9 protein-coding genes are annotated in these 14,271 nt (G+C 57.3%); 6 read left to right on the forward strand and 3 right to left on the reverse strand.

Annotated elements, in window-relative coordinates; translation table 11 throughout:
* The first annotated feature begins 20 nt into the window (after nt 1-20).
* Nucleotides 21-4,307, forward strand: a complete 4,287-nt coding sequence (locus C162_RS27990; RefSeq protein WP_036700118.1) for a 2-hydroxyacyl-CoA dehydratase — start codon at nt 21-23, stop codon at nt 4,305-4,307.
* A gap of 169 nt (nt 4,308-4,476) precedes the next feature.
* On the opposite strand, the gene C162_RS27995 is transcribed toward C162_RS27990, so the two are convergent.
* Nucleotides 4,477-5,163, reverse strand: a complete 687-nt coding sequence (locus C162_RS27995) for a hypothetical protein (protein ID WP_036700080.1) — start codon at nt 5,161-5,163, stop codon at nt 4,477-4,479.
* 130 nt (nt 5,164-5,293) lie between these two features.
* On the opposite strand from C162_RS27995, the gene C162_RS28000 reads away from it, so the two are divergent.
* Entirely contained in the window at nt 5,294-5,746 is a 453-nt protein-coding gene (locus C162_RS28000) for a MarR family winged helix-turn-helix transcriptional regulator (RefSeq protein WP_036700082.1), read from the forward strand.
* Entirely contained in the window at nt 5,743-7,275 is a 1,533-nt protein-coding gene (locus C162_RS28005; RefSeq protein WP_036700084.1) for a DHA2 family efflux MFS transporter permease subunit, read from the forward strand. The genes C162_RS28000 and C162_RS28005 overlap by 4 nt, the downstream gene beginning before the upstream one ends.
* A gap of 331 nt (nt 7,276-7,606) precedes the next feature.
* On the opposite strand, the gene C162_RS28010 is transcribed toward C162_RS28005, so the two are convergent.
* Nucleotides 7,607-8,560 carry a helix-turn-helix transcriptional regulator gene (locus C162_RS28010; RefSeq protein ID WP_036700087.1) on the reverse strand — a complete coding sequence of 318 codons (954 nt, stop codon included), beginning with the start codon at nt 8,558-8,560 and terminating at the stop codon, nt 7,607-7,609.
* Nucleotides 8,561-8,597: 37 nt separating this feature from the next.
* Nucleotides 8,598-9,278: a DedA family protein gene (locus C162_RS28015; RefSeq protein WP_036700090.1), complete on the reverse strand. Its 681-nt coding sequence runs from the start codon at nt 9,276-9,278 to the stop codon at nt 8,598-8,600.
* A gap of 108 nt (nt 9,279-9,386) precedes the next feature.
* On the opposite strand from C162_RS28015, the gene C162_RS28020 reads away from it, so the two are divergent.
* The 3 genes from C162_RS28020 to C162_RS28030 all read left to right on the forward strand — a co-directional run.
* A complete protein-coding gene (locus C162_RS28020) occupies nt 9,387-10,799 on the forward strand; it encodes a polysaccharide deacetylase (protein ID WP_036700120.1) in 1,413 nt (470 codons plus the stop codon).
* A gap of 144 nt (nt 10,800-10,943) precedes the next feature.
* Complete coding sequence (locus tag C162_RS28025) at nt 10,944-12,485, forward strand: DUF58 domain-containing protein (protein WP_156949727.1); 1,542 nt, start codon at nt 10,944-10,946, stop codon at nt 12,483-12,485.
* Nucleotides 12,454-14,271, forward strand: a 1,818-nt coding sequence (locus C162_RS28030) for a transglutaminase-like domain-containing protein (protein WP_036700093.1), incomplete at its 3' end; no start/stop codon positions are given. The genes C162_RS28025 and C162_RS28030, both read left to right, overlap by 32 nt.

The following is a 14,271-nucleotide window of genomic DNA, read 5'->3' on the forward strand; positions in this document are numbered from 1 at the left end:
AGCAAGGTATGGGGGATGGCATGAAGAGACTGCGTATTGGGCTTGACGTCGGATCAACTACGGCCAAATTGGTAGTTATGCAGCGGGATATCATTATATATCAGGATTATGTGCGTCATTTCAGTGATATAAAAAAGGCGGCGGTCACCCTGCTCTCAGAGGTTCAGCAGAGGTTCCCCGGCAGTGAAGCAGCGCTCACCGTAAGCGGCTCCTCCGGGTTATCCCTGTCTAAGCTAGGGGAGATTCCGTTTGTCCAGGAGGTCATTGCCTGCACGAGGGCGATCAGCGGACGGATTCCAGAATGTGATACCGCGATTGAGCTGGGTGGAGAGGATGCCAAAATCATCTATCTCAGCGGCGGCATTGAGCAGCGGATGAACACAGCCTGTGCAGGCGGTACAGGGGCATTCATCGATCAGATGGCCTCTCTGCTGCAGACGGACCCTGCCGGGCTGAATGCGCTCGCGGTGAAGCATGAGCGGATCTATCCCATCGCTTCGCGCTGCGGGGTATTCGCCAAGAGCGATGTGCAGCCGCTGCTGAATGAAGGGGCGCGGCGCGAGGATGTGGCGGCCTCGATCTTCCAGAGCATCGTGAACCAGACAATTAGCGGATTGGCCTGCGGACGGCCAATCCGTGGGCGTGTTGCTTTTCTCGGGGGACCTTTGACCTTCCTGTCCGCTCTGCGGGACCGGTTCACGGAGACGCTGGGGTTGAAGGAGGACGAGGTGCTGTTCCCCGAGCACTCGCAATACTTCGTCGCCATCGGTTCAGCGCTTGCCGAGTCAGATCCCGTGTTCCTGCCGCTGAGCGGCTGGATTGCGCGGATCATGGCGGTAGACTTCTCACAGGACCGCGCGGAGGATGCAGAGCTGGCGCCGCTGTTCAGAGCGCCGGAGGATCTGGCGCAGTTCAGACTCCGTCACAGTCAGGCTACAGCACCGCGCTCCGCGCTGGCTGCTTACCAGGGGCCGGTCTATCTCGGCATTGATGCCGGCTCGACCACGACAAAGCTGGTGGTTACCGGAGCGGCGGATGAGATTTTGCATACCTTCTACGGGAGCAATGGAGGCAATCCGCTGCAGTCGGTTACGGACGCGCTGAAGGAGCTCTACCGAATTCTGCCCTCTGGCTGCTACATTGCGGGAGCTTACGCAACCGGTTATGGCGAGGGTCTGGTCAAGGCAGCGCTACGGATGGACGGCGGGGAAGTAGAGACGGTGGCCCACTACAAGGCAGCCTCCCGGTTCATGCCGGAGGTCGACTTCATCCTCGATATCGGCGGCCAGGACATGAAGTGCATCAGGATCCGCGGGGGAGCCATCGACAGCCTGATGCTTAATGAAGCCTGCTCGGCGGGCTGCGGCTCCTTCCTGGAGAGCTTCGCTTCCGCGCTGGAGCTTGGAATAGAGGAATTCGCCGCTGCTGCGCTCGAATCGAAGGGGCCGGTGAATCTCGGCTCGCGTTGTACCGTGTTCATGAATTCCAAGGTGAAGCAGGTCCAGAAGGAGGGGGCGACACTTGCTGATCTCTCGGCGGGGCTTGCTTATTCCGTGGTGAAGAATGCGCTGCAAAAGGTGATCAAGATCCGTAATCCTGAAGATCTGGGCCGGAATATCATTGTTCAGGGCGGGACCTTCTATAATGAGGCTGTCCTGCGGGCTTTTGAGCTGCTGACGGGAAGAACGGTAGTCAGACCCGATATCGCCGGTGTGATGGGTGCTTACGGCTGTGCGCTGATTGCCAGAGAACAAGCTGCGCTGGAAGGAATCAGCACAATTCTCGGACCGGAGGAGCTGGAGAGCTTCCAGTATTCCGTCGCTCCAGGCCGCTGCAGCCGCTGTGCCAACAACTGTGCGCTGACTATCAGCCGGTTCCCGGACAAGAGCTTCCATGTGACGGGGAACCGCTGTGAACGCGGCGCAGGCGGCAAGAAAGAGAAGAATACGCTGCCGAATCTGATGCAATATAAATATGAGCGGTTCTTCTCCTACGAGGGCCTGCCTGAGGTGGCGGCGATCCGGGGGACGGTTGGTCTTCCGCGCACCATGAATATGTTCGAGAATTACCCGTTCTGGCATACTTTTTTCACCTCGCTGCGCTACCGGACCGTGCTGTCTCCGAAGTCCAGTAAGAAGCTGTATGAGAGTGGAATGGATACCATTCCTTCGGAATCCATCTGCTATCCGGCCAAAATGGCTCACGGGCATGTGCAGCAGCTGATCGGCCAGGGCGTGGATTTCATCTTTTACCCGGCGGTGGTGTATGAGAAGAAGGAGGATGATGCGGCGCAGAATCACTTCAACTGCCCGGTGGTTGCCTCCTACCCCGAGGTGATCCGTAATAATATGGACGGCCTGAAGGAGCAGGGGGTTCCGCTGGTCAGCCCGTTCCTGACCTTCGACGATATTCCGGCGCTGACCCGGGTGCTGGCGCGAACCTTCGCCGAGGTGCCTAAGGAGGAGATTGCGGCTGCTGTCCAGGCGGGACTGGCGGAAGCGGAACAGGCGAAGAACGATGTGCGTACCAAGGGCGAGGAGACGCTGGTCTTCCTCACGGAGACAGGCACGAAGGGAATTCTGCTCTGCGGGCATCCGTATCATGCCGACCCTGAGATCAACCACGGGATTGCCGATATGATTACGGGTATGGGACTTGCGGTGCTGACCGAGGATTCGATCTGCCATCTGGACCACAGTGAAGGGGACGTTGGCGTAGTGAACCAGTGGACCTACCATGCACGGATGTACCGTGCAGCCCGGCTGGCGGCGGGAAGAAATGATCTGGAGCTGGTCCAGCTTACCTCCTTCGGCTGCGGGATCGATGCGATCACCTGCGATGCGGTTCAGGAGATTATGGAGCGTCACAACAAGGTCTACACGCTTATCAAAATCGATGAGATCAGCAATCTCGGAGCCGCGCGGATTCGCCTGCGTTCGCTCCAGGCCGCGATGCGTGAGCGCGAGAGAGGCGAGGTTAAGCCGCAGCTGCTCTACAAGCCGCAAGTCAATGTGCCGTTCACCAAAGAAATGAAGGATAGCTATACCATCCTTGCCCCGCAGATGTCACCGATTCATTTCGAGCTGTTCGAACGGGTCTTCCAGGATGCGGGCTACCGGCTGAAAATTCTGGAATCGACTGGTCCGCAGGAGACGGAGGAAGGCCTACGGTACGTCAACAATGATGCCTGTTATCCGGCGATTGTCACGATTGGGCAGATGCTGTCGGCACTGAAGAGCGGCGATTACGACCCGGACCGGACTGCTGTGATTATGTCGCAGACTGGAGGCGGATGCCGGGCGACCAACTATATCTCCCTGCTGCGCAAGGCGCTGAAGGATGCTGATCTGGGGCAGATCCCGGTCATCTCCCTGAATGCTTCCGGGATGGAGAACCAGCCGGGCTTCCGCATCAGCCTGAAGCTGGCGAACCGTCTGATCGCCGCAGCCTGCTACGGGGATCTGATGATGCGTCTCTTGCACCGCTTCAGACCGTATGAAGCAGTACCGGGAAGCGCAGAGGCCTTATTCCGCGAGGGAATGGACCGCTGCAAGGGCAGTCTGTCAAACTTCTCGTTCCGCGAATATAAGCGGCTGACCCGTGAGATTGTTGCCGGATTCTCGCGGCTGCCGGTCATCCTGGTAGAGAAGCCCAAGGTGGGCATTGTCGGGGAGATTCTAATCAAATTCCATCCGGATGCCAACAACCATATCATCGACATGATTGAGGCCGAGGGCGGAGAGGCCGTGATGCCTGATTTCCTGGACTTCATTTTCTATTGTGTCTACAATCCGATCTATAAGGCCGAGCAATTCGGCAAAAGCAAGCGGCTGGGCTATATCAATCCCATGCTGATCTCCTATCTTGAAATCTACCGCAAGCCGGTCAAGGTAGCACTGGAGCAGGCTGGACTATCCAAAGGCCGGGAGAACATCTACGGTCTGGCCGAGAAGGCAAGCCGCCTCGTGTCGGTTGGCAACCAGATGGGCGAAGGTTGGTTCCTGACGGCGGAGATGATGGATCTGCTGGATAACGGTGTGAACAATATTGCTTGCATTCAGCCGTTTGCCTGCTTGCCCAATCACATTACCGGGCGCGGGATGATTAAGGGGCTTAAGGAGCTATATCCTGGTGCGAACATCGTCGCCATTGATTATGATGCCGGAGTCAGTGTGGTCAACCAGGCCAACCGGATCAAGCTGATGATGTCGATTGCCAGCGGCCTTACTGCCGGTACCCAGCCGTCAGCGGACGATCTGGCACAGCTGGTGCCTGTCATGGCCGGAGGTGTGGGCTGCCAAGGATAGAGCAAGCCGCCTGCGAATAAGCAGCGGTTGAGTAAATGAAGAGCGGACCGGAGGAAACTCCGGTCCGCTTTTTTTTTGAATTCCAGGGCTCAACTCCCATGTGTGCGGAGAACCGGCCACATGGAGCAGGCGCGGAGCACGTGGGCCAAATCCTCCGAATACCCCGGATTCACTTCTGCAGCTTCTGCTTCACCCGCATCGCTTTGTTCAGATGGACGAAGTTATGCCGGGTGGCCGGCATCAGCACCTGCCCGGCAAAGGTCTTGCCACCCCAATAATCCAGCAGCCACTGCTCGGTGTCCAGTACGGCCTTCTCTTCCCGGACTCTCTCGAACTGCGCCGGAGTTGCCCTCATCCCGAGCTGTCCCGGCTGTAGAGAGGATACGATGGAACGTGTTCTGCGGGCGACAGCGCGACGGTACTCAGCCAGCGCTCCAAGATTCACCTCTCTGCTGAGTGTAGCAACATCCTGTTCGCTCATCCCGTTGCCGGAATGAACGTAAGGAACCCCCAGCCTCCGGGCATACTGACCGGAGTATAGCACCTGTTCACGGTCCGCCCCCAGGATGTTCATGGTGATATCCTCAATCCGTGCACTGTGCCACAGATGCCAGACTATAGAATTACGGCTGCCGGGTGTCTCCACAGGATAGCTGCGCGCGGTGGACTCCAGCAGATTGTCCCATAAGGAATCCTCATAGGTTGCCTGTTCCCCGCTGTTTTCTTCAGAGGCGTAGAGGGCGGTATGCAGCTCCAGAATGATAGCGACTGCTTCAGTATGCGCCTCCGGCTTGGTGATGATCCCGGGCAAAATTTTATGCTGCCTGTTCCAGTGATTTCGTTGTTCTGTATTCATGTTTAATCCTCGCTTTCCGTAATTTTTCAGAAAATTTCTGCAAGAAAATCATTGACGGATAAATAGGTAAATTGTAAAATAGTTCGTATGCGAAGTATTATTGTGCATTATGTTTGTGGAGGGATAAGGCTTGGAAGAAAAGGAAAAGCAACTGGACGATATTCTGTCCTCTTTCCGCTGCATTACTCATAATTTCCAGCAGCTTCTGTGGAAGGATGCAGAGGAGCTTAACATCACATCTACCCAGCTGATGGTATTGCGTAAATTATCCTTGCATCCCGATATCGGGATCACGGAGCTGGCCGATCTTCTGCATCTGGGCAACAGCGCAGCCAGCGGGGTGGTGGACCGGATGGTGAAGGCCGGACTGATTACCAGGGAACGCTCGCAGAGCGACAGACGAATATTCAAGCTGGCGATGACTGAGAAAGGCAAGGAGATCCGTCTGCTCAGCAGACAGTCACTCCGAAGACATTTGCAGCCAATGGCAAATATTCCTGCGGAGGATGTACAGGAGCTGCTGCGGCTGCATGGTGAAATTATCCGAATTCTAGAACAAGGGAGAGACAACAAGAAGCTATGAGTACAATTACAGCCGGTAATGCACCGTCCAAGACGGTCCGCAGAGGCCCGATTATCGCAGCGCTCCTGATCGGCGCCTTCGTGGCGTTATTGAATCAGACACTGATGAATGTGGCGCTGCCCAAAATGATGGAGGATCTGAATATCCTCGCCAATACGGCGCAATGGCTGACGACAGGGTTCATGCTGGTTAACGGTGTGCTTGTGCCGATAAGCGCCTATCTGGTGGAGAAATTTACGACCCGCCAGCTCTTTACGACAGCAATGATGTTATTTTCGATAGGTACTCTAGTCTGTGCAATAGGAACAGGCTTTGAGATGATTATGGTCGGCAGAGTCATTCAGGCCGTGGGTGCCGGAATTCTGATGCCGCTGATGAACATTGTGTTCCTGCGCATCTTCCCGATTGAAGAACGGGGCAAGGCAATGGGGCTGATGGCGGTTGCGATGATTTTTGCTCCGGCTGTCGGACCTACCTTATCCGGTTGGGTCGTGCAGAACTATTCCTGGCGCGTGCTGTTCTACATCGTGCTTCCGCTGGCCATCTTCTCAATGCTGCTCGGCATGAAGACTATGCAGAATGTCGGCAAGCTGACTTCTCCGAAGCTGGATAAACCGGGTGTGATCTTATCAACCCTGGGCTTCGGCGGGCTGCTCTACGGCTTCAGTGACGCCGGAACAGACGGCTGGGGAAGTAAGACCGTTATTCTTTGTCTGATCCTGGGTATCGTGTCTCTGGGGCTGTTCGTGTGGCGTGAGCTGACCGCGGATAAGCCGCTGCTTGAGTTCCGGATTTTCCGCTACAATATGTTCTCACTTACTACTGTGATCAACATTATCGTCACCATGGCTATGTATGCAGGGATGATCCTGCTGCCGATCTATCTGCAGACGATCCGAGGCTTCACACCGATGGAATCCGGACTGATGCTGCTGCCGGGTGCGATTCTGATGGGCGTTATGTCACCGATCACCGGAATTATATTTGATAAAATCGGCGCCAGATGGCTGGCGGTTATCGGCCTTGCTATCACCACTGTGACGACCTGGGAATTCAGCCAGATCAGCACCACTACCACCTATACTCACCTGATCCTGACGTATACGGCCCGGATGTTCGGGATGTCGATGCTGATGATGCCTATCGTCACCGCTGGTCTGAACCAGCTGCCGCAGCGTCTGGCTTCCCATGGTACAGCCATGTCCAACACCCTGCGTACCGTGGGCGGCGCACTGGGGATGGCCCTGTTCGTCAGCCTGATGACTAACCGTACGAAGAGCAACATTACCGATGCGCTGGTAAGCGGAGCGGTGTCGAAGACCGATAAGGCTGCAATGCTCAAGCTTACACAGGACGCAACGATTAACGGGATTACCCATGCGTTCGCTGTAGCGACCTGGGTAACTGTTGTTGCCCTGGTGCTGGCGCTGTTCATCCGCAAGACCTCTCCGCAGCCCGACTTCCTGAAGACGGAAGAAGCGGAAGGCGGACAGCCGCAGCCGAACCTGACGAAATCACAGAGAGCATAATCCTGTTTACAGTACAAGTGGAAACGGCTTTACCGTCCTTTTAAGGGACGGTACCGTTTCAGCGAGAAATAGAAGGATGATTTATCGTGTGAAACAGATAAATTCTTATATTTTAAAAAAGACGATCCGCTATAACCGTTAACGGTTATAGCGGATCGTCTTTCCTGCGTCTGGAGAGGATGCAGAACTGCCCCGCTGCCCTGCACCTCCCAGCCATCCAGCCCATAACCAGCTTCTCCCTTAGAGTATATACCGGCAAACCTGACAACATGGATTCAGGTTCGGATGCGGATGGAGAAAGATTGTACATGCTTGAATGCGGGCATGGCGGTTATTGCGTCTCCGCCAGATCTGCTGAATATGCCGCCGCGACGCCGCGGGCCACCTCGCCTAATCTGCGGCGGACATGCTCCGGTCCAAGCACCTCCAGGACGGTCCCGAAGCTTAGCAGGAAGCCGTATAGCCAGTCATTCTCAGGGTACTGGAGCGTTAGGGTGTATCCGCCGGTATCATCCCGCTGGAGCGTCTCACAGTCGAAGTATTCCTCTGCGAGATGCTTGCCTTCCGGCGCGAAACGCAGCTTGACCGGCGTGAGATTCTGCGGTTCCTTCCAGCTACTACTCCACGGCAATTCTGTAAGCGGGATATCCTGGCGGATATAGTGCCTGTTCTCCTTCACCAGCGCTTTCATCCGCAGCAGCTTGAAGAGGCGGAAATCCTGACGGTCCTGGCAGAACCCGTATAAGTACCAGAACGGTCCCTTGAGAACCAGCGTATACGGCTCGACCGTACGCAGACTTACCCTGCCTTCGGCAGTTATGTATTCAAAAGTGACCGTAACCTCTTTCTCCAAGGCTTCTTTAAGAAGGCTCAGCCGCTCCTCCAGCGGGCCTGTCAGCTCCCAGGGGGAGAAATCGACAATCATCCGGGTGGTTTGGCTGCGGAAGGCGGCGATCTGGGAGGGAGGGACGACACTGCTGATTTTCTCCATCAATAGCTGATGGCCTCCTCCTCCGATGGAAGAGGCGCTTTGCAGCGCGTTGAAAATATCGGCCAGCTCGCGTTCCGATAACACGTTGCGGTCCAGCCGGTAGCCCTGCATGAGGCCGATGCCGCCCCCTGATCCCTGATAGGTGACCACAGGGATGCCTGCGCTGTTAATGCTGTCTATATCGCGGTAAATCGTACGCACGGAGACCTCGAACATATCGGCCAGCTCCTTGGCCTGAATCAGCGGCCGGTTGAGCAGCAGAATGACAATGGAGAGCAGACGGTCTATTTTCACAGGAAAACCTTCTTTCAGGCGTTAGGTAAGGTGTGGATTAACGGGTCTTGGAGGTTTCTTTAACCTTCACTTGGACCTTGGGTTCAAGCGTAGCCACTGGCTTGCGCCGGCGCAGCCGGAGAGAAATGGCAGCCCGGTAACGGTAGACGGCAATCAGCGCGGCGATGGCCAGCACACCTACCGCAATCCAAAGGGCGTAGGATTCGATCAGGTGGAAGATGCCCATCCACTGCGGGCCGAAGATTTTGCCGATTCCGAGGAATAACACTACCCAGAATATTGCGCCCCCATAGGCATACATAGCGAATTTACGGAAGGGCAGGGCGATAATCCCGGCAAAATAGCCGGTGAAGTGTCGGACGCCGGGGATGAAATAGCCGATGGAAATCAGCACGCTGCCGTATTTCTCGAACCAGCGCTGTGTCTTTTCCAGCTTGGCGGGAGAGAACATGAACCATTTGCCGTACCGCTGGATAAAGGGCAGACCGGCCTTCAGTCCGATGAAATAAGTGATGGTCATCCCGATTGTAGTCCCTAAGAAGGCTACGATCACCAGTGTGAAGAAATCCAGCCTCCCCGTGAAAGAGAGAAATCCTGCGAAGGCCATCGTGGTCTCCCCGGGAAAAGGCAGGGCGATAAATTCGAGCAAAAGCCCGAAGAACAATACGCTATATCCATAGCTCGCAAACAATTCCTGTATCCATTTCAGCATATCCATAAATTCTTCACTCTCCAAAGGCTGCGCGCCAATTCTATTCTGAAGCTTGTCTTCATACAATCTACCAAATGGTGCGGAAGCGCCAATAGAATGCTGGAGGTAGAGAAGATGAAGAACAACCGGGAAAATCCTATCCGCCGCATCATGATCTGCGGGTTGCTTGTTATTGCTGTTGTGCTAAGTCTGGGTGTGTCAGCTTATGGAGGGCAGGGGAATTCTTCCGGTTCGCGGAGTAAGTACTCCCTACAGGCTGAAGCAGGCAGTACGTTACCTCTACTCTCTAAGAATAATGCTCCGGCTGTCCCGGTGCAAGATTTGCGCCCGGCAGCGGCCAGAATGACAACCGCAGAATTACGGCAGCTGCACATTTCGGGCGGTTCAGCCCCTAAAGCAGGTGCGGAGCGTCCTGCTCAAGTATCCGCTGCTGCGGGAAAAGCTGCTCCGGCAGCGGGACACCGCAAGGAGAAGGTGGTCTATCTGACTTTTGACGACGGTCCAAGCGCAGTTACTCCCAAGGTACTTAGCATATTGCAGGAGCAGGGGGTTAAGGCGACCTTCTTCGTGCTGGGGGATCAGGCCGCAGGCCGTCCCGAGCTGATCAAGGCCATCTGGGAGCAAGGGCATGCTATCGGCAACCATACTTATAATCATAACTATCATGATTTATATAGCGGCTTCAAGGAGTTCTGGCGCCAAATCAAACAGACGGAGGAAACGGTACGTGAGATCACAGGCGTCCGTCCGCAGCTGGTCCGTGCGCCGGGCGGCACGTTCGGCCATTTCGACAGTACATATTTCAATCTGCTGAAGCAGGCAGGCTACGGGGTGATGGACTGGACTGTGGACAGCGGGGATTCCCGCCGCCGGGGAGTGCCCGCTGCGGAGATTGTACAGGCTTCTGTGGCTGACTTGACCTCTTCCAGTGTGGTATTGCTGCTGCATGACGGATCGGGCCATGAACAGAGCGCCAAGGCGCTGCCCGCCATCATTGAACGCTACAGAGCAGCCGGTTATGGATTCGGTGTTCTGGATGCGCAGAGTGATCCCGTACAGTTCAGGGTGTCTTCCAAGGCAGCCTCCCTTCATCGGGGCAAACCGTCACAGGATTGGATATCGGTCAATATTGCCCCGAATGCGGAGTTGTTTGCACCAGGCAAGGCGCTTGCGCTTGAGATTGGCGGGATGGAAACCAAGCTAAAGCCCGGAGAGTACCGTCTACAGGACGGGCAGTACTATGTTCCGCTACGCGCCACCGTGGAACGGCTGGGCGGACGGGTCGGCTGGGATGTGGCTACCCGCAGCGCAGCTGTAAGCTGGAACGGCCGCAGCATGACGTTAGACTCACAAAGGCAGGAGGTGGGCATTCACTGGCCGGACGGTACAGCAGAGTACAAGGCGGCACAGGTACAGCTCCAAGGCTCCTCCCTCTGGGTACCCCTGCGTATGCTGCTGGAGGCGGCAGGTCATCCGGGTGCGGAAGCCTTTGTAAATGCAGAGGAGCGCAGGGTCACCGCAGCTTAAGGCGGATATCCGGTTGGGAGGAGGGAACGGCAAGGAGAGCAGAGAACAGGGAGAGCTAGCGGGGAAAAGCGGCTGCTGAATGTCTGGGCATCCTTTTTCGTGGAAAGAATAGATAGCAACAGGCCTCAGCAAGCGGTATAGCCAGTGAAACCACGGGCTGTCAGGGGGCTAGTCTATGACCATGGAAGGGTGTCCTCCTTGTCCTCATCATCATTGACAGATCCGAAATCACAGGTATATTCACAGCTGGGCAGGTACGGGAATGCAGAGATTGCAGGGTTCCCCCGGAAGCGCATCCGCCGCGCAGCCAAGGAGTGGGGGCGAATGCTGCTCCTGATGGCGGTTACCGGAGGGCTGTATATGTGGCGCGGCGGAGAATCGCTCCTGCTGCTGCTGACAGCTGGCGGAGTGGTCATGTCCGGCGGCCTGCTGATGCAGCTCTGCGGTCCCCGGAGAGTTAGTGTCCAGCGCACGATTGCTCCTGCGCGTCTGTCTGCGGGGGATGACGCTATTGTGGAGGTTCAGATTTCTTTTAACGCCAGAATCCCGCTGCCCTGGATGATTGTTACAGATTATTGGAGCGGGGGCAGCCATCAGGAGCTGCTGTTTCCCGGCTTCCGGCGCTCCTTCAAATATTCGTATGAGCTGCTGTCTGTCCCAAGAGGCGTGCATCAGCTTCATGGGTGCAGTGTAACCTGGGGAGATCTGCCGGGGCTGTTCACAGGCGGCTGCCAGCCGGGCGGCAAGGCGGGCTTCAAGGTGCTGCCAAGAGCTCTATATATGGGCGCAGCAGTGCCGGATACCGGCTTGCTTTCCGGAGACCGTGCATCCGGGCGGGGGAACCATAGCAGCCCGCAAGCAGCGGATATCCGTGATTATGCACCGGGTGATCCGTTCAGCCGGATTCACTGGAAGAGCAGCGCCCGTAAAGGCAATCTGCAGAGCAGAGTGCCGGAACGTGAAGCGGGGCAGATGACCTGCATCGTGCTTGCGAGCAGTCCGGCGGATTATGAGATTCCCGGTGGTGCGCATGTTCCCCGCAGCCAGCGGAGGTCGGTGATCCCGGCCTTTGAACAGGCGGTATCGGCTACTATGGGGCTGCTGCTCTCTGCCGAGCGCTCCGGCAGCTACATCCAGCTCTTCAGCGGCGGCTGGCCGGAAGGGATGGCTAGGCATGAGGGGCTGGGCCAGATTCCCGGGAGGGTCCGGGATCTGCTTACAGAGATTGCTCCCTCCGGCTCACAGTGTCTCAGCAGACTGCTGGAGGATGCGTCACAGAGCTGGATCCCCGGGATGACGGTATCCGTCATTACCGGCCGGCTGGAGGAGGAGTCGGCGAGAACGCTGGCCCGCTTCCTGGTTCAGGGAATCAGGGTGGAACTGTATTATGTCTGGGACCAGCCTTCTCCGAGCCGGACTCCCGGTAATCCTGTACGGAGTCCCGCCAGAGCAGCGGGTACAATGCCGGAGCTGTCCAGCAGCGGCAGGCTGGCACCGGAGGACTGGGCAACATCGGGGCATGATCCCGCGGTGTACGGGGACAGCAGACTGCCTGCCTCGGATACGATTGCAGGAAGTCTAATGCGGCTTGGAGCGAGGATTCACTGTCTGAGCAATGCTGCTCCTGCACAAGGGTACAAGGGGGCGGAGCCTGATGGATTCCCGGATAACTCCACCTCCTGCTAGAGTGAGTGCGGATGGCGCCAGTCCGAAGGGCTCAACCCACAGCAGGCAGCGCTGCTACGGAAGCATCATGTTTACAGCGGCAGGGATACAGGAATCAGAACTTGCAGAGAACAGCACCGCAGGTAAAAGAGAGGACAGCCCCCTGTATTATCGCGGCCTGTTCTCTTTGGCAATTATGGGCGTCTTTGGTCTGTGGCTGCTGCCGCTCTACAGATTGTCTGCGGCAGCGGACCATACACAGCTCCTGCGGCTCCTGATGCTCTCGGCAGCAGCACTTCTCGCATGGGGCTGTCTGCTGTTGCCCCGTCTTGTACAGGCAAGCGGTCAGTTTCTGCTAATCTTCATGACCTGGTATGGCCTCTGTGCTGCTGCGGGAGGCGGGGGCGGGTGGCTGAAGGTCTATGCCATGGAGAAAAGCGGACAGGATGCCCTACTGCTGTTCTCCGGCCGGATCTCCGCCTTAAGCGAGGACAGCAGACTGCTGATTCTGGTTCTGGGCTGGGGACTGCTGGTGTCCTCTGTCCAGCAACTCGCGCTGTACAGGGGAAGTATTGCGTTGTTCACCGGTGTAACGCTGGTGTATCTGCTGGTGCTGGATATGGGCTATGCCGTTAATACTTCCGGGGATGTCCTGGTGATGGCGGGACTGATCCTGTGGCTGCGGGCCTTCAGCGGACTGCTCCACCTGCAAGAACGGACAGGAAGGCAGGTTCTTCCTTACGCCCGCTGGGGAGCCGGGGCGTTATCGGCGGCTGTGCTGGTAACGCTGGCCGCCTGGATAGCCGGGCAAGGGCTGGGCGCACGCCCGGCTGCCCCGGTTACACTGCAGCCGGTGCTGGACAAGCTGGAGCACTGGGCTGCGGCGCAAAGGCCGGAGGAGACAGGCGTACCCGGCACCGGCAGCACCGGCTACAGTATGGAGGACAGAGAGCTTGGCATGCCCTTGACACCCAGCACGGAGGCGGCCTTCACGGTCACTGCGTCCCGTCCCTACTACTCGCGGGGGGAGAGCATGGCGTATTATGACGGCCGCCGCTGGATCAGGAGCGGAGCCGCGTATTCAGCGCTGAATCTGCCCCGCCTATCCGGGGCGGTGCCCGCTCTGGCGAATGCTTCATCCGCCGGGGGCCAGACATTTATCCAGCGGATTCAGCTCGCTTCGCCTTCCACCGGAGGTGTGCCGCTGTTCAGCGCAGGCGCGATAACAGACGTACAGAACATCCGGCTTACAGACGGAAGCCTGCTGGGTTACGTGCTGACTAGCCCTGACAGGCTCAGCTTCCGCCTGCCGGAAGTCTACGGCTCCGCAGGGGTTACGGAGTATACCGTCAAGTCTGTTCTGCCGCCAAGTGATCCGGCAGCGCTGCGGAAGCTGAAGGGGAGTGATCCTGACGGGGTCCGCAGCCAGTATTTGCAGCTCCCCGCTGCTCTGCCGCCCAGAGTACGTGCACTGGCCGGCGATCTTACCACTGCTGCGGCGAGCCGTTACGATGCCGCCGTAGCTATAGCCGGCTATCTTCAGGACGGCTACACCTATTCGCTGAAGACCCGTGTGCCGCCGTCCGGTGCCGATTTCACCGATGATTTTCTGTTCGGGACCCGTCAGGGCTATTGTGTGCATTTTGCCACTGCGATGACGGTCCTGCTGCGCAGCAGCGGCATTCCGGCGCGGTACGTCCAGGGCTACGGCCCGGGAACCGCCGTGCCCGGCTCTGTGCCGCAGCGCTACAGCGTGACCGGCGGCGATGCCCACGCCTGGGTCGAGGGCTATTTCCCCGGCGCGGGG

Source organism: Paenibacillus sp. FSL R7-269 (genome assembly GCF_000517865.1).
GTDB lineage: Bacteria > Bacillota > Bacilli > Paenibacillales > Paenibacillaceae > Paenibacillus_AQ.